General features: G+C 70.1%; 17 protein-coding genes. 7 read left to right on the forward strand and 10 right to left on the reverse strand.

Features of this window, described 5'->3' with window-relative positions:
* Positions 1–1,116, reverse strand: coding sequence for a sensor histidine kinase (locus tag ACFFRH_RS28230; protein WP_344749775.1), 1,116 nt, complete (start codon positions 1,114–1,116; stop codon positions 1–3).
* A gap of 193 nt (positions 1,117–1,309) precedes the next feature.
* On the opposite strand from ACFFRH_RS28230, the gene ACFFRH_RS28235 reads away from it, so the two are divergent.
* From ACFFRH_RS28235 to ACFFRH_RS28245, 3 genes are all read left to right on the forward strand, one after another.
* Positions 1,310–2,110, forward strand: coding sequence for a hypothetical protein (locus ACFFRH_RS28235; RefSeq protein ID WP_386160800.1), 801 nt, complete (start codon positions 1,310–1,312; stop codon positions 2,108–2,110).
* A gap of 276 nt (positions 2,111–2,386) precedes the next feature.
* Positions 2,387–2,563 carry a hypothetical protein gene (locus tag ACFFRH_RS28240; protein ID WP_344749773.1) on the forward strand — a complete coding sequence of 59 codons (177 nt, stop codon included), beginning with the start codon at positions 2,387–2,389 and terminating at the stop codon, positions 2,561–2,563.
* A 5-nt stretch (positions 2,564–2,568) separates the two neighbouring features.
* Positions 2,569–3,042: an SNIPE associated domain-containing protein gene (locus tag ACFFRH_RS28245; RefSeq protein ID WP_386160803.1), complete on the forward strand. Its 474-nt coding sequence runs from the start codon at positions 2,569–2,571 to the stop codon at positions 3,040–3,042.
* Between the two features lie 56 nt (positions 3,043–3,098).
* Here the strand turns inward: ACFFRH_RS28245 and ACFFRH_RS28250 are convergent, their stop codons facing one another.
* Positions 3,099–5,210, reverse strand: coding sequence for a TerD family protein (locus ACFFRH_RS28250; RefSeq protein ID WP_344749771.1), 2,112 nt, complete (start codon positions 5,208–5,210; stop codon positions 3,099–3,101).
* Between the two features lie 494 nt (positions 5,211–5,704).
* Here ACFFRH_RS28250 and ACFFRH_RS28255 point away from each other — a divergent pair, with 494 nt between their 5' ends.
* The 3 genes from ACFFRH_RS28255 to ACFFRH_RS28265 all read left to right on the forward strand — a co-directional run bounded on the left by ACFFRH_RS28255 (position 5,705) and on the right by ACFFRH_RS28265 (position 9,513).
* Entirely contained in the window at positions 5,705–6,529 is an 825-nt protein-coding gene (locus ACFFRH_RS28255; protein WP_344749769.1) for an SAM-dependent methyltransferase, read from the forward strand.
* Between the two features lie 260 nt (positions 6,530–6,789).
* Positions 6,790–7,737 carry a PaaX family transcriptional regulator gene (locus ACFFRH_RS28260; RefSeq protein WP_344749768.1) on the forward strand — a complete coding sequence of 316 codons (948 nt, stop codon included), beginning with the start codon at positions 6,790–6,792 and terminating at the stop codon, positions 7,735–7,737.
* A 555-nt stretch (positions 7,738–8,292) separates the two neighbouring features.
* A complete protein-coding gene (locus ACFFRH_RS28265; protein WP_344749767.1) occupies positions 8,293–9,513 on the forward strand; it encodes a cellulose binding domain-containing protein in 1,221 nt (406 codons plus the stop codon).
* A gap of 299 nt (positions 9,514–9,812) precedes the next feature.
* On the opposite strand, the gene ACFFRH_RS28270 is transcribed toward ACFFRH_RS28265, so the two are convergent.
* The 8 genes from ACFFRH_RS28270 to ACFFRH_RS28305 all read right to left on the reverse strand — a co-directional run bounded on the left by ACFFRH_RS28270 (position 9,813) and on the right by ACFFRH_RS28305 (position 19,366).
* A complete protein-coding gene (locus ACFFRH_RS28270) occupies positions 9,813–10,880 on the reverse strand; it encodes a VWA domain-containing protein (RefSeq protein ID WP_344749766.1) in 1,068 nt (355 codons plus the stop codon).
* Positions 10,881–11,831, reverse strand: a complete 951-nt coding sequence (locus tag ACFFRH_RS28275) for a VWA domain-containing protein (RefSeq protein WP_344749765.1) — start codon at positions 11,829–11,831, stop codon at positions 10,881–10,883.
* Between the two features lie 187 nt (positions 11,832–12,018).
* On the reverse strand, positions 12,019–12,903 hold the full coding sequence (locus tag ACFFRH_RS28280; protein WP_344749762.1) for a DUF58 domain-containing protein: 885 nt from the start codon (positions 12,901–12,903) through the stop codon (positions 12,019–12,021).
* Between the two features lie 6 nt (positions 12,904–12,909).
* On the reverse strand, positions 12,910–13,899 hold the full coding sequence (locus tag ACFFRH_RS28285) for an AAA family ATPase (protein ID WP_344749761.1): 990 nt from the start codon (positions 13,897–13,899) through the stop codon (positions 12,910–12,912).
* A 27-nt stretch (positions 13,900–13,926) separates the two neighbouring features.
* The gene (locus ACFFRH_RS28290; protein ID WP_344749760.1) at positions 13,927–14,775 is read right to left on the reverse strand and encodes a S1C family serine protease; all 849 of its coding nucleotides are present in this window, start codon (positions 14,773–14,775) and stop codon (positions 13,927–13,929) included.
* A 537-nt stretch (positions 14,776–15,312) separates the two neighbouring features.
* A complete protein-coding gene (locus ACFFRH_RS28295; protein ID WP_344749759.1) occupies positions 15,313–16,170 on the reverse strand; it encodes an SAM-dependent methyltransferase in 858 nt (285 codons plus the stop codon).
* A gap of 441 nt (positions 16,171–16,611) precedes the next feature.
* Positions 16,612–17,697, reverse strand: coding sequence for a glycoside hydrolase family 10 protein (locus tag ACFFRH_RS28300; protein WP_344749758.1), 1,086 nt, complete (start codon positions 17,695–17,697; stop codon positions 16,612–16,614).
* Positions 17,698–18,037: 340 nt separating this feature from the next.
* Positions 18,038–19,366 (reverse strand): CE1 family esterase, encoded by a 1,329-nt coding sequence (locus ACFFRH_RS28305; protein WP_344749756.1) that lies wholly within the window; start codon positions 19,364–19,366, stop codon positions 18,038–18,040.
* Between the two features lie 1,798 nt (positions 19,367–21,164).
* Here ACFFRH_RS28305 and ACFFRH_RS28310 point away from each other — a divergent pair.
* Positions 21,165–23,288, forward strand: coding sequence for an AfsR/SARP family transcriptional regulator (locus ACFFRH_RS28310; protein WP_344749755.1), 2,124 nt, complete (start codon positions 21,165–21,167; stop codon positions 23,286–23,288).
* The last annotated feature ends 117 nt before the right edge of the window (positions 23,289–23,405 follow it).

The raw sequence follows: 23,405 nt of genomic DNA on the forward strand, positions 1-23,405 counted from the left end.
TCACCGCTCACCTTCCAAGGGCAGCCGAGCACGCACGGCGAAGCCGCCCCCAGGCTCCGACCCCGCTGAGAAGGTTCCGCCGTACATGGTCACCCGCTCCCTCATTCCGGCCAACCCGTGACCGCCGCCCCAGCCGGGCGCCTCCCCCCGACCGTCGTCGATCACCTCAACCACGAGCTCCCGCCGGTCGTACGTGCTGACGGCGACCTGGCAGCGCGTCGGGCCCGCGTGCCTGATCACGTTGGTGAGCGACTCCTGGACGACGCGGTAGACGACGAGGGCGAGCCCGTCGGTGACCGTCAGGCCAGGTTCGACGTACAGGTCCACCTCCACCTCGGCCGTGGCGGCTCCGACAACGAGCCCGGGTAGTGCGGCCAGGCCGTAGCACGCCTCGCGGTCGGCCGGGTCGTCGCGGAGCAGGCCGAGCAGCCGGCGCAGGTCGGCCTGCGCGCTCCTGCTGGTGTCCTCGATGAGCGTCAGCGCTTCGCGCGCCTCGGCGGGGTGGGTGTCGGCGACGTGGTTGGCGATGCCGGCGCGCATGGAGATCAGGCTCATGCTGTGCGCGACGACGTCGTGCAGCTCGCGAGCCATCCGCAGCCGCTCCGCTGTGGCCGCGGCCTGGGCGGACTGGACGATCGCACGCGCCGCGTGCGCGCGCTGCTCCCGGACCGCGACGCCGATGATCCAGGCGAGACCGAGCACCAACCAGGCGAAACCGCACGCCGACAGCGCCAAGGCCCACGAGACCGAGGCGACGGCCTGACCCACCGCGGTGAGCGTCAGGGCGGCTGTCAACGCGACCGCCGCGGGCCGCCGCGGTTCGAGGAGGGCCACGGCATGCAAAGCCACCGCCAGCGCCGGGTACGCCTCCTCCCACCCGGCGAGCGGCGCGACCGCCGTCGCCGCCAGGATCACCGAAAACACCGGCAACGGCCACAGTCGCCGCACCGCGAGCGGCAGGCAGGCGACGGCGATCAGCGGGATCGTCGCGTACTGCGACGCCAGCCAGGCCGCCGCGCAGAAGGCGACGGCGAGCACGACAGCGGCGATCGCGTCGACGGCCACCCAGTGGCCGGGCCGGAGCCTGCGCACGATCAAGGGACGCCGCTCGACCATGGGATCAACATTAGCCGTGCTGGTCGTCATCCATCTCCGCCACAGGGATGAGGCCAGGCCGTCATGGACCGCGTCTTCGAGCGGTAGCCGGCCATGCTCATGCCTCATGATCTTGCAGAGCAGCCTCGCTTACCGCGTCCGGCCGGCCTTCGCCCCATCGCCGGTCCCCGCTTTGGCTGCGTATCTTTGAGGCATGCGCGTGGACATGGGTGAGGAGATGCATGGCAGTCGGGCGATTGCCATCTGGCACCGCACAGTCGGATGGGCAAGCAGGGAGCTTGCCGCCTTGGAACCGAACAAGGTGGCCCACCTCAAGGTGCGATCGGGTGAGCACCTTGCCGCGATCCTGATCTCTTCATTCATGTACAGGATGCCGATCGAGATGGATGTCGACGGTGGTGTTGACCTGCTCTACAGCCTTGCCAGCCTGGAGCAGGATGGCTTTCGCGAACTGTTTCCGGAGGGCATGGATCGGGCCGCATTCGAGGTCAAGTCGCTGGGCAGTGGCTTTCGCACGATGGACAGCAAGATTGACAGGATCAGTGCGCGCGGCGGGAATCCCGCAGGGCTCAGCATTTCTGTCGAGGTCAGGGCTGCTGCGGACATCCTGGCCGAGGCGGACGTGCTCCTAAGGCGAGCGTGCGATGGCCTAGCGGCGAAGACGGACGAAGCCTCCTCCAAAAATGCCTTCCTCGTCATCCATCCATTCGATCACTTTGCCATGGAGACGTATGAGCATCAGGTGATCGGCCCCTTCCTGCCAGACATGAGAAGTTACGACGGGCTCGATTCGATCTGGATTCTCTGGGTTCCCGAACACCTGAGCGTCTGGTCCAAGCGGCTGGGCGGATGGACCGACCTGATTTTCACCGCGGCCAATTCAGATGAGGATCGCGAGCCGTGCCTGTCTGTGCTGCAAGATGCCGAAGCTGTGTTTCTCGAAGCCATCGACTACCGCAAAGGATCGCCCTACTACTTCGGGTTCAACGCATAGGCCGATAAGCCGGCGTCGTCTACATGCGGATTTCATGGAAGTCGAGGCCGTTGGCGGCACCGCCAACTATCCGGCAGCACACCTGCCGAGTCCAATGACGGATGCGCGAACCGGAGCGCCAGCCAGTCCCACCGCGAACGTCATCAGGCCCCGGCTGTTCCCCCGGCACTACGTGGGCTTACGACGGACGCGCCAGCGGAATTCGGTGCCATCGACGGTGATCAGCCGCGAACCCTGAACGCCGAACTACGCGCGTGGATCGAGCGGTCGGGTGGGATGGACGCCATGCGCCTCGCCGTGCTGACCGAGGAGTTACGTGCCGAGCAGGGGCGGTGGCAGGTAGCCGTCGCGGACGCCACACGGCGGCTGCACGAGGTCGAGCAGCGGGTCGTGCAGACCGAGGAGACCGTGCTGTCGCAGGAGGTCGGGGTCTCGACTACCAGCACCCGCTGAGCGACGTGGTGGCGTATAAGGAGCGGCCGGCGGAGGTCAAGGCACGGATCAAGGAGATGTCCAGGGACGGCAAGGCGGTGCTGGGCTCCACGAACTGGCAGGTCAACGGGTCGGTGGCCGAGGGGCGCCGGATGGTGCGCGACTTCTCCAAGCTGATGCTGCGCGCCTACAACGCCGAGGCCGACAACTGCGTGCGCACGCTGCGTCCGTACAAGCTGCAGTCGGCCGTCGACCGGCTGGGGAAGGCCGTGGAGGTGATCGTCAAGCTCGGTAAGACGATGAGCATCCACGTCAGCGGCGACTACCACCGGCTAAGGGTTCATGAGCTGGGGCTGACCGCCGACTACCTGGCCAAGCAGGAGGACCGGAGCCACTCGCATGGCCGTGAGGAAGGTCCGAGAACCAGATCCGTCAGCGAGGCCGGAAGGAAGCTCCCGGACGCTCTCACGGCCGGAACGCGAGGAAAGCGGGAAGGCTAGGTCTTTTCCAAAGGGTGAGAAGGAAGCCCTCCCATGGCCTCGCGATCTCCACGCTATCAGGCGGGGATCAACTCGTGCAGCGTCCCAGGCGTGAATACCCGTGCCCCCTCCGGGAGATCGGCCGGCGCCTGCAAACCGACGTACGTGGTGTGCTCACCCGAGGAGCCCCTCTGCCGCAGCAGATCGGTCAGGTAGCGGACACGCAGGTAATCGCGTTCGACGATTGAGCGCACCAGCAGGGACGTCGTGACGCGGTTGCCCTCGACCTGGTTGAAGCCGGCGCGTCCCTTCAGGTAGAGGTGCAGCCACTTCACCCGCCAGGCGCCGTCGTCGCCCCGCAGGAAGACGAGCGGCAGAGCGACCCGGCCCGCGCCCCGCAGGTCGGACTTCATCCGCACGGTGCGCGGCTCGAACGGCTTGCCCTCCTGCTCGGCATCCCGGCTCATGTAGCCGAAGAACGCCTCCGCGGCTTCGTCGAACGACTCACCGCTGTAGATGTTCACCTGCGGGATGATGATCGGCCGCTTCGCCTGGGCGAGACGGATGTCGACGAACTCGCTCGCGCCGTCAGCGGCGTCGGTGAGGTCACCGGAGTATTCGGCGAAGCCGTTGCGGTAGTTCGTCCACGAGATGTGCTCGGCGTCACCGTAGGAGGCGTCGAGCATCAGGGCCGACAGGTCGTAGTCGGTGCACTGCTCGGCTTGGCGCCAGTGGACGAAGAAGCGCAGCAGCTTCCCGTCCACCGCCGACAGCGAGCCGCGGGGAAGCATGCCGAGTCCAGGCGCGACGGCCTTCCCCGACAGCGGCAGGGCGACGTCGAGCACGTCGGGATCGACGACCAGCTCGCCAGGGTCGGGAAGCCGCCGGGTGATCTCCTCATCCAGGATGGACACCGCCCGCGACACGACGCTCTCCTCGATCGGAGAGCGGACGTCAGGCGCCGTCCACGCCCTGCCGTGCCGGTTGGCGAAGACACGCCCAGCCGTAGGGGCGAGTCGATTTTGCAGGTGCTCACGCAACGACAGCAGCACCCGGCCCGAAGCGCCCGCCGCGGCCTTCTCCGCGGCGTCCAGCACCACCGAGGCCGAGGATCCGGTCCGCAGCAGGTGATCGAGACGGCGCAGCAGCGCGCCGGGCGCCTTCCCCAGCAGCTCGACGGCGTCGCCGGTGCGGCCTGCCGACAAGGCCGCCTCGACGCGGCTGTCGAAGCTGCGTGCCGGACGGACACCGCGGGCGACCTCGAAGACCTGGGCGGCGCGCGGAAGGTGCGGGTACTCGTGCGGGTGCAGCCGCTCGCCGAGCCGCTTCCACTGCTCCCGGTGCCGCGGGACGTCACCGAGTTTGGCCGGTGTCGCGACCGCGTCCAGGGCACGCAGGATGATCCGGCGCTCGCCCCGCCGGAACGAGCGGAAGCGCGTCGGCTCGGCCAGCGTGACGTCCCCGCCAGATGCCCCGCAGGCGAGACGCAGCACGTCCGTCACCGTGTCCACGAGCGGCGGACGCCCCGCGGCCAGGCGCGCTTCGTTGATGACGGCGCGGTTCTCGCGTACCGGGATACGGCCGGGCTCTTCGGCGTGCGCGGCCAGTGCTCGCAGCACCACCAGGTCCTCGGCCGACAGCGGCACCTCTGAGCCCGCCAGCGAGAGATAGAGCTCACGCGTCTCCGACTCCGGGCTTGCGCCCAGCTCCAGCACGGTCACCCGGTCACCGGCCAGCGGAATGAGTTCGGCGTGCGCGGCCAGCAGGTCGGCGTAGGTGTGCCGGTAGCGGCCGTAGCCGGGCAGCGCGAGCAGGTCGAACACCGGCGACCGCCGGACGGAGGCGGCTTCGACCGGGTCGAGCATGGCCTGGCGCAGCAGCCCGGCCCAGAACTCCACGGTGTCGGGCACGTTCTTCGGGAAGTCGATGAAGTACGCGTTGTGCTGGACGTGATCGCCCACCAGGTGGCGGACGGCCGCCAGGACCCGCACGCCGAGATCGACCACCGTCTCCCCGGGCAGCTCGGCCAGGCGTTCCAGCAGGGCCGCGGAACACTTGAAGCCGACGCTCAACAGCGCTGCGTCGAGTTGGCGTGCGGCTACCTCCCCCCAGCCCGGGGTCGAGGCGGCGGAGGCGTCGATGGGGACTCGAAACCGCCTGGAGATAACGAGGCTTTCCAGAGTGTCCACGGATGCACCTTATAGGCGCGATGTGTGTACGCCCTGAGGGTTTTCCGGGCCTGCACGACCAAGGATCTGGTCTCGACCCCGTCAGGGGTCCGCGCCGGCATCCGAATATGCTCCCCCCTCGCCTGCCACGGACTCCACGACCAGCGGCGACAAGCCCGGGAACACGACACTCGCCGGCTCGTCGACATCACGCACGACTCACCGCGACGCGGGAGACGTTCCGTCACCACCGAATCTGAGACAGAGCCGACAACACCGTACGGTCCCCTAGGCGGGCGATACGTGTGGGAAAGCCACCTGATTGAGTGATTTGCGGTTTTCTTAGAGCTACCGGCACATCATGATTTCATTGCTTATGCAGGAGCTTGTCACTACATACCTGTCATTAGAGGGGTTCGGGGTTATTATCTGCCCAGTTCCCCGCGATCAAGCGGGGCCCCGATCGGAACGAAGGTGGCGAGGTGTCCGAGCGCGGCGAGGATTGGGATGGGGCGATGCTGAACAAGGGTGAACTTCCCGCGGAGATCGACACCACGAAGCCCAGCATCGCGAGGGTCTACGACTGGTTCCTGGGCGGGAAGGACAATTTCGCCGTCGACCGGCAGATCGCCGAGGCGGCCCTGAAGATCGCCCCGGGAGCCCAGGAGGCCGGGCAGCAGAACCGGGCCTTCCTGCGACGGGTCGTGCACCACATGGCGGCCGAGGCGGGGATCCGGCAGTTCATCGACATCGGGTCGGGCCTGCCCACCCAGGGCAACGTGCACCAGGTGGCGCAGGAGGTCGATCCGGCGGCCCGGGTGGTCTACGTGGACAACGACCCCATGGTGCTGGTCCACGGGCGGGCACTGCTCGCCACCGACGACAGCACGACGGTCATCCAGGCGGACGCGCGCGACCCGCGGCCGATCCTCGAGAACGATCAGGTCAAGGAGTTCATCGACTTCAGCGAGCCGGTGGGGCTGCTGATGCTGAGCATCCTGCACCATCTGCACGACGACGACGATCCCGCGGGAGTGGCGGCGACGCTGCGCGCCCCGCTGGTGTCCGGCAGTTTCGTGGCGATCTCGCACTTCTGCAATCCCGGTGAGGTGCACCCGGCGGCGTCCCAGCAGGCCACGACGGTCGAGAAGCTCTTCAACGAGAACCTCGGCACCGGCCGCTGGCGCACCATAGACGAGATCAAGGAGTATTTCGGCGACTTCCAGCTGGTCGAACCAGGTCTCGTCCCGCTCCCCGAGTGGCGTGACGAGCCGAGCTTCTTCGTCAAGAGCGCCCTTCTCTACCACACCTATTACGGCGGCCTGGCCCGCAAGCCCTGAGGCGTGTCGTCGAAGGTTCATGGCCACATCGGTGGCGCCGCCGGTGTGACCGCGGCCTGGCAGGACTCGGCGGTCTTGTCGGTCCCGAGTCCGCCGGCCTCCTTCTCCTCGTTGACGTTTGGTTGACGATGCCTCCCTGTCGGCGACGCGCGGGCATCCGATCGCGAAAGGGGTCGCGAGCTCGCCGGGAGGAGGTCCGGGGCGACGGCGCGGGTCCGGAGTCGTTCGGCGAGGGCGTTGTCGTGAGGCAAGCTGATGACGTGAGTGCCCATGTATCTGCGGACGACGCCGGAGCCCCGCGGGCGCAGGTCGGCCCCAACCCGCAGCACCTGCTGACGACCTTGCTCGGTGAGTACCTCGACTCCTCGGACGCAGACCTCCCGTCGGTGGCGGTGGTCGCGATGCTCAGGGAGTTCGGCATCAGCGAGTCCAGCGCGCGGGCCGCGTTGTCCCGGCTGACCAAGCGTGGCCTGATCGCCGTGCGGGGAGCCGGACGGCCGCCCGTGTACCACCTCACGCCTCAGGCGATCGCCAGGCATCGCTCCCGGATGGATCATTTCCTGAGCTTCGGCGCACGCCCGCCGCGCTGGACCGGCGACTGGGTGACCGTCTCCTTCTCGATCCCCCAGTCCGGCCAGGCCCCACGGCACGCGGTCCGCAAGGCGCTGGGGTCGCTGGGTTTCGCCCGGCTGTACGACAGCGTGTGGATCCGTCCCGGATCCGACTCCGGTCCGGTGACCCAGGCCCTGCACGACATCCTGGACGGCGTCGACGGTGGCCGATGGTCGGTGATGCGCGCCTGCTTCGACGAGGAGACCGGCCCGCACGGTCCGGCCGCCGCCTATGACCTGGCCGGTCTCGCCGCGGCCTACGAGGCTTTCATCGCCCGGTACTCGGACCTGCGGGTGGCCGTCCGTGACGGGGAGGTCGACGCGACCCGGGCGCTGGTGGCCCGGACCTCCGTCATGGATTCCTGGCGGAAGTTCCCCGACATCGACCCGAACCTCCCCGAGCACCTCCTGCCGGCACCGTGGCCCCGCCAGGCCGCCAGGGACCTCATGCTGGAGATCCATTCCGCTCTCGGCTCGCTCGCCGAGGCGCGGCTCATCCAGGTCGCGACACCGTACTGGCCGGACGCCGCTTCCTGGATCACCCACTTCCGGGCATCGGAGAACTCCGTATCGGCCCGGGCCGGCGGGGACGGCTGAGAGAAACTTTCATTCACCCGGACGGCTGCCCGGCCGCCGGGGCGCGTTTCGTGACGGCTGCGGCGCGTCCGCTTCCCGACCGGCCGCCGCCCGCCGAGATCCTCCGCCGCCCGCCGGGATCCCGTCGGAGCGTCAGGCCGGCCAGGCGTCGTGACCTGCGGCGGAGCCGCCCGCGTCGGTGCGTCCTTCCGACGCCGGGCAGGGGATCGGTGGCGCCGTCCCGAGGGCTCGCGTGATCGCCCGGCCCGCACTGGGAGCCGAGGGCGTCAGGGATGTTTCCGGTCTGCGCGCGCACCGCTCGACCGGCCGGGAGCGCTTGCTTGACACTTTTTATTACCGCGGTGATAGTAACTGCACGTTGCTCTCATCGGCTCGTCCCGCCTGACACGAGCGCGACTCGCAGTCGATGGTCCGCCATATCGATCTCCAGATCCGGTCGTCGCCGACCAGCCTGGCCGCGGTGGGAGTGGTCGTGCCGCTGTCGGGCCCCGCCGGCGTGCGCCGCGCATGCCACGTCCGACACAGAGCGCTGTTTTGACACCTTCGGAGGGCGAAATGAGAAAACGCTCGATCATCAGCGCGGTACTGGCGGCCGTGGTCGCCCCGGTCTGCGCCGGAGTGGTGGCGCTCACCATGACGCCGAGCGCGGCGGTCGCCGACTCGGGTCCCTACCCGGCCGGTTACGAGACCTCGACCGGCCTGCCCAATCACACCATCTACCGGCCCGGAACCCTCCCGTCCGAGAAGCTTCCCATTTACGTATGGGGCAACGGAGGCTGCTCCGCCAACGGATTGTCGCAGCAGAACTTCCTCCGCGAGATCGCCTCGTACGGATTCCTGGTCATCGCCAGCGGCAACCCGAACGGCTCCGGCTCGACGACGTCCCAGATGCTCACCCAGTCCATCGACTGGGCGGTCGCGGAGAACAGCCGTCAGGGCAGCAAGTACTACGGCAGGCTCGACACCGGCAAGATCGCTGCCGGAGGCTTCTCCTGCGGGGGGCTGGAGGCCTATGCCGTCTCCAACGACTCACGTATCACCACGACCACCATTTTCAGCAGCGGGCTGTTGAACGACTCCGACGACTACCAGCTCCGCCGGCTGACGAAGCCGATCGCCTACTTCATCGGCGGGCCCAGTGACATCGCCTACCAGAACGCTCTCGACGACTGGGGCAAGTTGCCCGCGGGGCTGCCCGCGTTCATGGGCAATCTGAACGTAGGGCACGGTGGCACCTACGGCCAGACCAACGGCGGCGAGTTCGGCCGCGTGGCGGTGCTGTACCTCAAGTGGCGGCTGAAGGGCGACACGACGGCCGGCGCCAACTTCGTCGGCGCCAACTGCGGCCTGTGCAACACCCAGTGGCAGGTCCAGCAGAAGAACCTCACCCTCGACGGCGGCACCCCCTCCCCGACACCCACCGTCAGCCCGTCCCCCTCACCGTCCCCGTCCCCGTCCCCGACACCCAGCAACGGCGGGCCCCGGGCCTGCTCGGCGACCTACTCGGTGCAGGACCAGTGGGCCGGTGGCTTCGTCGCCGCCGTCAACGTCACCGCGGCAGGCACCGCGATCGACGGCTGGCGGGTCGCCCTCACCCTGCCCGCCGGAGCCACGATCACCTCGCTGTGGAACGGCGTCAACTCCGGTACCGGCGGCACCGTGACCGTCACCAACCAGAGCTACAACGGGCGGCTGTCGGCCGGGCAGAGCACCGGCTTCGGGTTCCAGGCCAACGGAACCGGCGCCGGAGCCACCGTCACCTGCACCGCCGGCTGATCGACTCGCCCGGGGCAGAGGCCGCGGGGGTGAGCCGAGCAACTGTGGACCGCGCGAGGCCCGCGGGTGTCGTGCCGGAACCACGGCGTCCTCCTCATCGCCTGCCGTCTCGCTCACGGTCGACACGCGGCTCCGGAAAGGAGCCGCGTGGTTTCACCGCGACGTCGGCCACCCGGGGCACCCGATGGCGGTCACCTGGGGCATCCGATGGCGGTCACCCGCCACCATTCGCGGTGGACCGGTGGTCACCGCGAGGGCACCGCTTGGGCGATGCCCCCGCCCCGGGGGCTCGTGAGCCGTCAGGCGCGCGTCGGGATCCGGGGGCGGTTCCACCAGAGGGAGAGTGACAGGGCCGCGGTGATGAGGAGGGCGCCGCCGGCGGCGAAGGCGGAGGCCGTGTCGACCCGCTGGTGGACGACGGTGAAGCTGCCGGGGAGGGTGTCGAGGGCGCTCTGGAGCTGGTCGGCGTTCTCGGCGCGGTGGTAGGAGCCGCCGGTGGTCTGGGCCATCCGCTTGAGCGCGGGCTCGTCGATGGTGCGGGGGTTGCGGCCCCTGTCGAATCCGCCGCGACCAGAGCCGCCGCCACGGCCGCCCCAGCCGCCGAAGCCACGGCCGTCGAACTGTGAGTTGTCGCAGACCATCGGGGCCGGGTTCGTGGTGCCGAAGCCGATGGGAAAGACACGGACGCGGCGCAGGGCCGCCTCCTGGGCGGCGAGCTGCGGGTCGACGCCCTGGGTGTTGGCGCCGTCGGTGAGTACGACGATCGCGGCACCGGCGTGGCCCGATCCGCCGTCGCCGGGGCTCGCCCCGGTGGAGGCGACCGACGGGTCGACCTCCGCGATCGCGTCGATCGAGGTGAGTACCGCCTGCCCGATCGCGGTGCCGCGGGACACGGTGAGGCCGTCCAGCGCCTCGATCAGCGAGTCGGTGTCGTCGGTGGGCGGGACGAGCAGACCCGCGGTGCCCGCGAAGGTGACCAGGCCGATACGCGGCCCGCCCCGCTGTGACTCGATGAACTCGGTGGCGGCCTTCCTCGCGATGGTGAGGCGGTTGGGGTCGACGTCCGTGGAGCACATGGAGCCGGAGGTGTCGAGCGCGAGCAGGATCGTCACCGACGTCTGCGGCACCGGGACCGACGCCTGCGGTCGCGCGGCCCCGACCGCGAGCAGCGCGAGCCCGGTCACGAACAGCGCCGGGGGGATCTTCCGCGTCCAGCGCGTACGGCCGGGCAGGGCGCCGCGTACGAGCGCGATCGAGGTGACGCGCACGGCGGCCCGCCGGCGGCGGCGCCGCGCCCACTCGCGGATGGCGAAGATCAGCGGGATGACCAGGAGGGACAGCAGCGCCCACGGCCATGAGAACGACATTCAGATCACCCGTCCAGACCGGAGCACGGTGAGCGCCGCGCCCGCGGTGAGCAGCGCGAGGGCGAGCCCGATCAGCCCGCCGGCGAGGGGCAGCGGCTCGTCGGAGACGGTGAGCCGCAGGTCGATCGTGTCGGCGATCCCGTCGAGCCGCGCGGTGTCGGAGGCGGGGTGGTAGGCGCCGCCGGTGGTCTGCGCGATCACGGTGAGGGCGTCCTCCTCGAGCGAGGTCTGCAGATGGTAGCCGTCGACCTTCACCGTCGCCCCGGCCGTGGTGCCGACCCCGACGGTGTGGATGTGGACACCCGCCCGCTGGGCCACGCTGGCGGCCCGCTCGACGTCCGCGCCCTGGTTCTGGCCGTCGGAGAACATCACGACCGTCGCCGACGGCCAGTAGCCGATGTCGGGCGCGGTGCCCTCGCGGCCGACGGCCACCTGCTTGCCGGTGATCGCCGACAGGGAGGCCGTGATGGCCGTCCCCAGCGAGGTGCCGCCGGTGATCTTCAACCGGTCGATGGCCTTGAGCGCGACGGAGTGGTCGGCGTCGGGCCGTGCGGTGGTGAGCGCCCCCCGCTCGAACGCGACGACCCCGATGTCGACGCTGTCGGGCTGCGCCGCCACGAACGCGCGGGCCGCCCGTTGCGCGGCCGCCAGCCGGGTGGGCGCGACGTCGTCGGCCCCCATGCTGTTGGAGACGTCGATGGCGAGGATGACGGTGCCCGCGGTCCGCGGGACCGGCACCATGGCCGTCGGTCCGGCGACGGCGACGGCGAGTATCCCGACTCCGGCGATCGTCAGGCCGACGCCGAGATACGTCCGGCGGCCGCCCGGCACGGCGACCCCGGCCGCGGTGAGGGCGGCCGTCCGGCGGCGCGCCGAGACGACGGCCGCCCAGGCGAGCGCCGCCGTGACGAGCAGGCCGACGACCAGCAGCAGCGGTGAGGACAGGGTCATGAGGCCTCCTTCGCCGGCCTCGTGCGTCCGACGACGACCTTGGTGAGTCCGGTCACGGGTCGGTCCCCGGCCAGGGTGATGACCTTGGCGAGTCTGCTCAGGGGTCGGTTTCCGGTCAGGGCGACGACTCCGGCGAGCCCGGTCACGGGTCGGTCTCCGGTCAGGGTGATGACCTCGGCGAGTCCGGTCACGGCGACCGGTCCCCGGTCCGGGCGACGACCTCGACGAGCGCCTCGGCCAGGTCGCGGTCGGTGCCGATGCGGTGGACGGGCACCCCGGCCCGGCGCATGCCCGCCTCGAGCCGGGCGTCGCGGGCGTCGACGGCGGCGCGGAAGCGGACCCGCAACAGCGGGTCGGCGGAGTCGACGACGAGCTGCTCGCCGGTCTCGGCGTCCTCGACCACGATCAGCCCGGCTTCGGGCAGCACGTCGTCGGCCGTGTCCACGATCCGCAGGGCGACCACCTCGTGCCGCCGGGCCAGGCGCTGGAGCGAGCGCTCCCAGTCGCCTTCGCCGATGAAGTCGGACAGCACGACGACGAGCGCGCGGCGGCGCGCGAGCCGTCCGGCCGCGTCGAGCATCTCCGCCAGGTCGGTGGTGGCGCCGCCGCGCGCCTCGGAGGTGCGTTCCAGCTCGGCGCCGATCCGCAGCGCGTGCCGCCGGGAGGTGCCGGGCGGCACGACGCGCAGCGTCCCGGTGTCGAACAGCAGGGCGCCGACGCGGTTGCCGCCCCGGCCGAACAGCCGGGCGAGGACGAGCGCGAGTTCGGCGAGTACGTCGTGCTTGCCGCGCCCCGGCCGTCCGGCCGCCATCGACGCCGACCGGTCGAGGACGAGCCACACCGTCAGCTCGCGGTCCTCGGTGAACACGCGCAGGTGCGGTTCGTCCAGCCGTGCGGTCACGTTCCAGTCGATGTGCCGGGCGTCGTCGCCGTCGCCGTAGGGGCGCAACCCGGTGAAGTCGATCCCGGAGCCGCGGTGCGCGGTGCGGTGGGCGCCCTGGAGCCGGCCGTCGAGCCTGCGGACGACCTTCCACTCCAGGCGGAGCAGGAGCCTCTCGGGGGCGGTGGCCATGACGGCTCAGCGGTTCTGCAGGACGACGTCGGGCGCCCGGACGGCCCCGAGCACCCTGCTGATGATCGTGTCGGCGTCGACGTCGTCCGCGAGGGCCTCGTAGGACAGCACGAGGCGGTGGCGCAGCACGTCGAGCGCGAGCTCGGACAGGTCGCGCGGCAGGACGTAGGTGCGGCCGCGCAGGAACGCCAGCGCCCGGGCGCCCGTGACGAGCGCGATGGACGCCCGCGGGCTCGCCCCGTAGGTGACGTACCGCTCCAGCTCGCCGAGCCCGGCCGTCGCCGGGGAACGCGTCACGGAGACCAGCCGCACCGCGTAGTCGACGATCGCCGGATCGACGTACACCTGCTGGGCGCGGGCCCGCATCGCGACGAGGTCCTCGGCCGTCACCATCGGCCGCGGCGGCTCGGGCGGGCGCAGCGCTCGCGCGACGATCGCCTGCTCCTCGGCCTGCGTCGGATAGTCGACGACCACCTTCATCATGAAACGGTCGACCTGCGCCTCGGGCAGCGGGTAGGTGCCCTCCGACTCGATCGGGTTCTCCGTCGCCATGACCAGGAACGGCTCGGGCACTCGGAACGTCTCGCGGCCGATCGTCACCTGATGCTCCTGCATCACCTCCAGCAGGGCGCTCTGCACCTTGGCGGGGGCGCGGTTGATCTCGTCGGCCAGCAGCAGGTTCGCGAACACCGGGCCGAGCTCGGTCTTGAACTCCCCGGAGTGCTGGTGGTAGACCCGCGTGCCCACGAGGTCGGCCGGCACCAGGTCGGGGGTGAACTGGACGCGCTGGAAACTCCCGGCGATCGCGGCGGCGAGCGACCTCACCGCGAGCGTCTTGGCCAGGCCGGGCACGCCCTCGACGAGCAGGTGACCGTCGGCGATCAGCGCGACGGCCATGCGCTCCAGCAGGAGGTCCTGCCCGACGATCGTGCGTTTGACCTCGAACAGCACATGTTCGAGCGGATGGGCCGACTCGGAGGACTTGGTCGAGGTCATATGGTGTTCCTTCTCGTGACGCTTCGGTCAGATCTGGGGTCCGTCGCCCGGCGGCCCGTCGCCTTCGCCGCCGCCCAGGGCCGCACCGATCGGCACCGCGAACGCGATGCCGGCGAACGCCTCGTCGCCTCCCGGGTCGGCGATCGAGACGACGATCCCGATGACCAGGCCGCGAGCGTCCAGGAGGGGGCCGCCGGAGCTGCCCGGGTTCGCGGAGGCGTCGAACTGGATGAGCCCGTTCAGGTCGCCCTCCTTGGCGGTCCGGTTCAGGCCCGACACGACGCCGCTGGAGACGCTGTAGGTCAGGCCCAGCGGATTGCCGATCGCCACGACGGGCGCGCCCACGGTCGCGCCGCCGCCGAGCGTCGCCGGGACGACGATCTCCGGCAGCTTCGCGGGCTTGAGGGTCGCGACGTCGAGCTTGGGATTCGACGACGTGACGACGGCCTTCGCCTTGGTGCCGTCGGCGAACGTCACGGTGACGTCCTCGGCTTCCTTGTCCCCGGCTTCCTTGTCCGGGGTGCCCTTGTTCGAGTTGCCCTTGTCCGAGGTGCCTTCGACGACGTGGTGCGCCGTCAGGATCGTCCCGTCCTCGGCCGCGATCACCCCGGTTCCGAGCGACTTCCCGGCCTGGATGACCACCACCGACGGCCCGACCCTTTCGAAGACGTCGGGCACCGTGAGCGTCGCACTGGGCGTCGGCGTCGCACTCGGCCCGGGCGCGGCCTCCTCGCCGTTCCCGCCGACGCCTCCCAGCCAGTACGCGAGCAGCGCCACGACGACGAGTGCGCCACCTCCGGCGGCGAACCGCCGGGCCTTCCCGGCCGCGGCTCCCTGAGCCCCGACCGCATCGGCCTCCTGCGGCGCGTGCTCCATCGCCCAATACTCATAAATTTCAGTTGAAAGTGCTACAAACTCCGCCTGAGAACTCCCTGAGAACCGGTTCCCGCGGTCCCACGCGCGCAGTACGGAGACGAGGACGGCGGCGCCGGACGCCCTGTCCGAGCCGGTGGAGCCCGCGGTGACCTCGGGGCGGTATCGGTGGTATCAGCCAGTATCGGTGGCAACGCCACGCCGGTGGCGGTCATCAGATCCATCAGCGCTCGGGCGCGGGGGCCGGTGGTGGGAAGACCGCCGTCGAAGAGATCGGGCGGACGGCGCGGGTGCCACGGCCGTACGCGGCGTGTCACGCAGAGAGGGTCATGATTGTCGTGGCGTCGTGGCGTCGTGGCGTCGTGGCGTCGTGGCGTCGTGGCGTCGTGGCGTCGTGGCGACGGCGCACGGCGGATGGCGCGCGGGGCGACGGCGGATAACGGATGGCGGATGGCGGATGGCGCGCGAGGTGATGTGGCGATGGCGGGCGGTGCGCGGGGCTTCGTGCGGGCGGCCATTCGTCATGGCCGCCCGCGAAATCTACGGTTTTACGGCCAGGCCACCGTAGGCCCACGCGTGGCCGCCGCCGGGAATCGTTTCCTGGTATTGGTCCTCGTCCGGCCGCCAGGTGATCACTTCGACGAGCCCGGGAGGCGCCATCGTCCAGTCCCGGAAGAATTCCATCACCTGCGCGTGGCTTCGCGGAACCATCGGCGCCGAACCCTTGTCATAGGGCTTGGTGAATTCTTCCGTACGCACTTTCGGCGCGAAGTCGAGCGTGATGTGCGACAGCAGCATCTGGCTGCCCGAGGGGACGGCCGCTTTGTATCGCTCGACCAATTCAAGGGGGCCGTGGTCGTCGGTGACGAAGTGCAGGACACCGGCGAGGATGAGCGCCACCGGCCGGGTGAGGTCGATGACCTTGTTGATCTCCGGATGCGACAGGATCCGATCCGGGTCCCGCAGATCGGCCTCGATCACCGTGGTCATGCCCTCTTCGCTGCTCGCCAGCAGGGCGCGTCCATGAACCAGGACGATGGGATCGTTGTCCACGTACGCCACGCGGGCCGCCGGATTGATCTGCTGGGCGATCTCGTGGGTGTTCCCCTGCGTGGGGATGCCGGTGCCGATGTCCAGGAACTGGGTGATTCCGGCGTTGCCGGCGAGATGACGTACGGCTCGGCCAAGGAACGCGCGATGGGCACGCACCCCTTCCCGCGTGCCGGGCGAAAGTTTGACGAGCTGTTCCGCCGCCTCGCGGTCGGCGGCGAAATGGTTTTTGCCGCCCAGGAGGTAGTCGTAAATGCGCGCCGGATGGGGGATCGTCGGGTCGATTCTTGTGCCGGGCGCGTTGACGTCGGCTGACCGCCCACCTAATCGGTCAATGGAATCGGCCATTGGTACTCCTTGGGGGTGTGCATGTATTGACATGGCCGTCGATACAGAACATGACTTTGGGCCACCCTAGCCTGTTGTAAATCGTTCCGCCGCTGGTAGAGATCTTTGCTGGCAGGCGTCGACGACCATGACTCATGGTGGAGGAGAGTCCGGTGAACTCATCTCCGCCATGCACCGCCCAGCCCTACATAAAATGCCCAAAGAACACCATCCCGCATGATCGTGTCCTTTTATTGTCCGTCTGGTACGGCCCGCGACCATTGAAACGTTCTCATTCCTGAGGAAAGGCGGCCGGATACGGCTGACTGGCACTTAGGTCGCCCCAAACCGTCCTCCCGCCCTCACGGTGCGGTCTCGTTGACGCGGCACGTGCGGCGGTGCCGAGGGATCCCGCCGGGCGGGTTCATCGGCGAACGGCCCGCGCGGCTGGAGTCGCGGGTGTCATGGCGCCCCACGGACTCCGTGCGCCCGCGGTGGTGACGAGCCGGCGGCGTTGAGGGCGTTCAGGACGGCGGTGTAGGCCGGCTTCTTGCTGCCGTCGCCGCCGAACAGCAGCGGGGCGTCGCTCGACCGCCAGGAGTCGCTGTCGCGGACGCCCCACACGGTGATGCCGGTGCAGCGGGGGACCGCCAGGCAGTCGTTGGTCACCGCGGCGTAGGTCGTGGGCGAGGCGCCCTGGACGTCCAGCTCGGTGATCTGCACGTCGACGCCGAGGGCGGCGAAGCTGGAGATCGTGGTGCGGAAGTTGCCGTTGTAGGGGTTGCCGCTGCTGAAGTGGGCCTGCAGGCCCACGCAGTCAATGGGCACGCCGCGCTGCTTGAAGTCGCGGACCATGTTGTAGACGGCCTGCGTCTTGGCCCAGGTCCAGTTGTCGATGTTGTAGTCGTTGTAGCAGAGCTTGGCGGCCGGGTCGGCGGCCCGCGCGGTGCGGAAGGCGACCTCGATCCAGTCGTTGCCGGTGCGCTGGAAGTTGGAGTCGCGCCGCCCGCCGGAGTTGCCGTCGGCGAACGCCTCGTTCACCACGTCCCAGGCGTAGATCTTGCCCTTGTAGTGGGCCATCACGCCGTTGACGTGGTCGATCATCGCCTGGCGCAGCGCGCTGCCCGACAGCGACTGCAACCAGGCCGGCTGGCCGGGGTGCCAGAGCAGGGTGTGACCGCGCACCCGCTTGCCGTTCCGCACGGCCCAGTCGTGGATCCGGTCGCCGCTGGTGAAGACGAATCGGCCCCGCTGGGGCTCGGTGGCGTCGATCTTCATCTCGTTCTCGGCCGTCACCATGTCGAACTCGCGGCTCGCGATCGTGGTGTACGCCGAGTCGCCGAGCCTGCCCCCGGCGATCGCGGTGCCGAAGTAACGGCCGCTCTGCTGGGCCGCCGCCCCCAGCGTGGACGCGGCCGCGTCGGCCGGCAGCGGCATCGTTTGCGTGGCGACCAGGCCGAGGATTCCGGCCACTGCCGCCGGCAGCGCGCGTCGCGGGCCGTTGGCACGGCCGCGGGTTCGGGGAGGGGGTAAGGCGTGCGAGTTCATGCTTGAGCCTCCGTGGCTGGACTGACGATGCGGGAAGGCGCGGAGCGTCCGCGGTGCGCCGGCGGGCGACGGGATGCTCATTTCCGCCGCTCGCCCGCGGGCCGCCCGATGACCGAAGGGGGCGGGCGGTTCCGCGGGCCGACTCCGTCGTGCCGTCAATGGGCGGCGCGGATGTGGCGGCACGGAGATCTCGGGCGCGGCCGGAGGCGAGGCCGTGCGTCACCACGACGAACGTGAGCGCCGCATGGGTCGCCCCGGCCGGCTCAGCCGGTCGTGCGAGGGGATGGGAGCCGGTGGCCCCATCCCCTCGCCGCCGGCTACCCCGCCGCCGGTGGCCGGATCAGGAGGTGGTGCAGGTGGTGCCGTTGAGGGTGAAGGAGGTGGGTTTGGCGGTGTTGCCGGTATGGGTGGCCTGGAAACCGATCTCGGTGCCGGCCCCGGGGGCCAGGGCGCCGTTGTAGCTGACGTTGGTGGCGTTCACGGCGCCGGTGGCGGGGCTGTAGGTGGCGTTCCAGCCGCTGGTGATGGTCTGGCCCGAGGGCAGGGTGAAACCCAGGGACCAGCCGTTCAGCGCCGTCGGGCCGGTGTTGGTGATGCTGATGCTCGCGGTGAACCCGCTGTTCCAGGCGTTCATCGTGTACGCCACCCGGCAGGCACCCGTCCCCCCACTGGGCGTGGGGGTGGGGCTCGGCGACGGGCTCGGTGACGGGCTCGGAGATGGGCTCGGCGACGGGGTGACGGTGGAGGAGAACTGCGTGAAGAACTTCCACACCTCCGCCGGCACCCATGTCCTGGAACCGTTGTCACCAGGGGCGCCGTCCTGCGGGGCGGCGATGTGACCTTCGTCGAAGGCGGCCCAGGCGACCGGATAACCCGCCCGGCACCCGGAGTAGGTGGTGACGCGGTGGGTCAGACTGCCCTGGGTGGGCTCGGGAGGGTTCTGCGCGGCGCATCCGTTGTTGCGGACGAACGTGTCCCGCAGCGACCGGCCGCTGCCGATGCCGAGGACCGAATCCCTGATCCCGTGGATTCCGAGGTAGGCGATGGGCTGGGTGCCGCCACTACAGCCGCTGAGCAGCCCGCCGGACTGTACCGCGACGGCGCGGAAGACGGTGGGACGGGCGCATGCCAGCGAGTAGGACATCGCCCCGCCGTAGCTGAATCCCAGCGCGAAACGCTGGGAGGTGTCGACGCACAGGTCGGCTTCGAGCTGCCGGAGGATGTTGTCGACCAGGGCGACATCCTCACCACCGGAGTTGGCCCATCCGTTGTTGAGGCCCTGGGGGGCGACGAAGATGGCGCTGTTGTTGGCCAGTCGCTGCAACCCGTAGTAGGCCCAGACGTCGCGCTGGACGGTCTGCCCGGTGGCCACGTCGGTGGCGGTGCCGTTCAGCCAGTGGAACCCGAAGATCAGCCGGTAGGGCCGGTTGCTGTCGTAGCCGTCGGGAATCCGCAGGATGTAGGAGCGGGTCTTGCCGTTGTTCTGGATCGAGTAGGTGCCGCTGCGCAGGGTCGGCGCCTTGCCGCACCCGGCGGTCGCGGCCATGGCGGTCACTTCGCCGGACGAGACGGTGGCGGGGCCGTGGCTCAGCGCCGCATGGGCCTGGGCCAGGACGAGAAGCGCCGCGGCGCCGACGGCGGCAAGGACGGATTGGGTTCTTGAGATCACACTGTCTCCTCTGGGATTCGGTCTCGACGATGTCGCTGGGGAACCCTCGCTCCTTCCTGCCGGACCAGGCGCCGGGGGTGCCGACGGCGGTCGCCCGGCCTGCGCGCCGGCCACCGCCGCCACCGCGGGCCGGGATCCGCCGGCCTGCGACGAGGCGGGTTCGGCGCGGCGGCGCCGAATCGGCCGTCGAACTCCCGCCGCCTGTTCTCGGAGGCGACGGCCGCCGTCGGCGAGAGAAATGCGGGCGTCATGATTCGGCGCATGCCACTGGGAAAGCGGTACGGCGGTCGATCGCAGCCTGGGTCGTGTATCCAGTCCGGGTCGTGTATCCAGTCCGGGTCGTGTCCACAAAACAGGCTCAGCGATTGTTATCGCTAACATTTTGTTGCGCGCGGATTGCGCGTTACGGTAGGCGGGGGGAGTAGGGCTGTCAAGCAAGGGTGGGTCGGCGCCTGTACCCGGGGAGTCGCGGCCGTCGACATTCTCGGATCGATTTCCATGCCTGTCGCTGGTGGGTGAACAGTCCCGGGGTGTTCGGAGGCGCAGGTGGCCTCACCGGGGCGTCGTGAAATTTCAGCTCGGTCCAGAGGGCCGACATGGGGCCGGACGTCGCGCGACCGCCCTGCCCTCGGGTCCTTCGGGGGCGGGAGAGCAAGGGAACCAGGCTGATCTGGTCGGCGGGGGCGGGCGCCTGGATCGCGGATTCGCCGTCGTGAGCCTCGCGCGTGGATCCGGTCGGCGGGTTGAAATTTTCATCGGGGGTGTCCGGCGGGCGACTCCGGCTGACAACGAAAACACAGGTCGTGGTGGTGGGGTGCCACGAACCGCCATCTCGATGGGCGCGCCGATGTTGACAGGCCCGAACCCGTTGGATGTACTCCGCGACAATGAGCCCTTCATGCGGAAGTCATGGGGGTGAAGTGGCCGATGAAGTGTTAGCGATAACAATTGGAGTGATCTCCACGGGATAACTTCTTGTTTCTGGTGCGCGGATCGAACCTCAGGCCCACGTATGTTTCCGTTGTGGCCGATTGCACAGGAGGACCCGAGACCAAAGGCCGCCGAGAAAGGCCGGCGAAGGAGGAGAAAAGAGGATAAGAGAAAGGCGGAGAAAGGGCGGCGTTTCTTTTGCGCCCTATCCGTCCGGCTGACGGCTGTCAACGCCGGGACGGGCGTCCCGCCGCACGTCGAGCAGGGCCGGGCAGGACCGAGCAGGACCGGGCAGGGCCGAGCAGGACGGCCACGGCGCGTGCTGGTGAGCGGAACCTCAGGACGTGTCCGCACGCCTTGCCGCCACCGGCCTTTGACGGGCCGTCGTCCGCCTCCGGTGATCCATCACCTGTGACCGCGGTCGCGACCGGCCTGCCGATCACTCCGGCCGCTCGTCCTTCGGCACGCGACAGCGGCTCTCCTTCGGCGTACGGCATGCGAGACCGCGGCAGGCGCCTCGACCGGCCCGTACGGCCATCCCCGGTGACGATCTTCACCCGTGATGCGGCCCCTTCGGTGGACGCAACGGCGACGGGCACAGTGGCGAGCGGCTCGTCGATCATGCGATCCGGGCCGCGCCGGGGTCGATGGGCGGGCGCCCCGGTCCGGCCGGTGGGGCCTCGCCCGGCTCCGTATTCCGCGCATATCAGCGGGCGGGCGGATGATAAGCGCAGGCCAGGGCGTTCTATGGGGCCATGGGCCGCTGGAGGGGCGGCGGTGTCATCACTGGTTCGCATGCGGACTCACGGGAGGCGGCGTGTCCACGTATCGAGTTCGTCACTCAGGTGGTTCGCGGGATGGGCGTACGGTGGCCGGAGGTCTGCGGTGGGAGCTGCTCGGGTCGGTCCGGGCGTGGCGTGGGGAGGTCGAGATCGATCTCGGCGCGCCCCAGCAGCGGGCGATTCTCGGCGTTCTGCTGCTGCGCGAGGGCGCGGTGACGTCGCAGGACCAGTTGATCTCGGCGATCTGGGGTGAAGAGCCGCCGTCCGCCGCGGCGGGGATGATCCGGTCCTACGTCTCACGGCTCCGCAGGGTCCTGGAGGACGGTTCGACGGCCGTGGTGATCGAGTCCGTGGCCGGTGGCTACGTGCTGCCGGTGACGGCGGGGGCCCTCGACCTCGTCGACTTCCAGCGGGGGATCAGGGCCGCTCACGACGCCCGGCGGATCGGTGACCACGAGGTGGAGGCGGCCGAGCTGCGTACCGCCCTCGCGCTCTGGAAGGGCACCCCGCTGGCCGGTGTGCCGGGCGCGTACGTGGACAACGAGCGCGCCCGGCTGATCGAGCTCAGGTTCGCGGCGATCGAGGACCTGGCCGCCGCCGACCTCCGGTCGGGGCGGCACGCGGAGGCCGCCCCCTCACTGGCGTCGATCGTGATCGAACAGCCGTTGCGGGAACGGCCGCGCGAGCTGCTCATGCTGGCGTTGTACCGGTCGGGACGGAAGGCGGACGCGCTCGCCCTGTTCCAGGAGACGCAGCGGTTGCTCGCCGACGAGCTGGGGCTCGATCCGGGGCCGGAGCTGCGGGAGATGCAGCGGCGGATCCTGGCCTCGGACCCCTCGCTGGCCACACCGAGGCGGGACGGGCCGGGGCGGGACGGGCCGGGGACGGCCGGGTCACGGCACGCCGGGGCCGTGACGATCGAGACCGCCAGGTCATTGCCGCCCGACCTGCCGGAGTTCGTCGGAAGGTCCGGCGAGGTGCGGCGGCTGGCCGGGATGCTGGAGGCCTCCGACACGCAGGTGCCGGTGGTCGGTGTCGCCGGGCTTCCCGGCATCGGCAAGACCACGCTGGCGATCCACCTCGGGCACAGGCTGGCCGGTGAGTTCCCGGACGGTCAGTTCTTCATCGACCTGGGCGCGTCCGGGGACCCTCTCGTGGCCCTGCTGCGCGCGGCCGGGATCGAGGCGCCGCCGGAGTCGTCCGGTGAGCGTGCCGCGCTCTGGCGGTCGCTGACCATCGGCCGCCGGTCGCTGGTGGTGCTGGACAACGCGCGTGACGTGGACCAGGTGCGGCCGCTCCTGCCCGGCGCCGGTGGGGCGGCGGTCGTCATCACCGCCCAGCGGCGGCTGTTCGGGCTCTCCCACGCGCGCTGGACCAAGCTCGAACCGTTCTCGGAGCCGGAGGCGCGCGTGTTGCTGGAGCGGATGCTGGGCACGGCACGGATCGAGGCGGAGCCCGGCGAGGCCCGTCGCCTGTACGAGCTCACCGCGGGTCTGCCGCAGGTGGTCCACGCGGTCGGGGCTCGCCTGGCGTCGCGTCCCGACTGGAGCCTGGCGGCCGCGGTGCGAAGGCTGGGGGTCCGCGGTCACGACCCGGAGTGGGGGTTCGAGGAGTGCGGGATGATCGAGGGCAGGTACGAGTCCACGGTGCGCGACCTGCCCCGGAACCAGGCTCGGGCACTCCGGCTCCTGGCCGTCCCGCACGCCGCCGACTTCTCGCTGGCCGCGGCGACGGCCGTGCTCGATCTGGCGCCGTACAAGACCGAGAGCCTGCTGGAGTCGCTCGCCGATCTTCACCTCGTGGAGACCGCCGGTGAGCGCTACTCCTTCCACAACCCGATTCGCGAGTATGCCCGCGCCCGGGCCTCGCTTGAGGAGGGTGAGGCCGCCTGCCACGCCGCGCTGGTCAGATTGACGCGGTTCTACGCGGCCACGCTGCGCAACGCCCTGCTGGCCACCGCCCCCGGCCTCGTCCCCGAAGCCCTGGAAGCCCCCGAAGGCCCCGGGCAGGCCGGAGGGGGGACCGGGCCGGAGACCGGGCTGGAGTTCGACGGTGCCGGGACGGCGCGGGCCTGGATGCGGGACGAGCGGGAGAACCTGCGGGAGACCGCCGCGCAGGCCGCCGAGATCAGTGACGCGCCGGCCCGGTGGCTGACCGACATGATCGGTCGAGCGGGCCTGGGAGATCCCCGCCGGAGCCCGGTGCGGTAGCCGCGTCCCCCTTCCGGAGCCGCGTCCCCCCTCCCGAAGGGGGGACGGCCGTCGCTGCACAAAACGTGAACAAAAAATTTACGTCGAGGTACCAGGCTCGGAGTCGGCGCGGATCCG

Origin of the sequence: Streptosporangium vulgare (genome assembly GCF_042428775.1) — a bacterium.
GTDB classification, from domain to species: domain Bacteria; phylum Actinomycetota; class Actinomycetes; order Streptosporangiales; family Streptosporangiaceae; genus Streptosporangium; species Streptosporangium vulgare.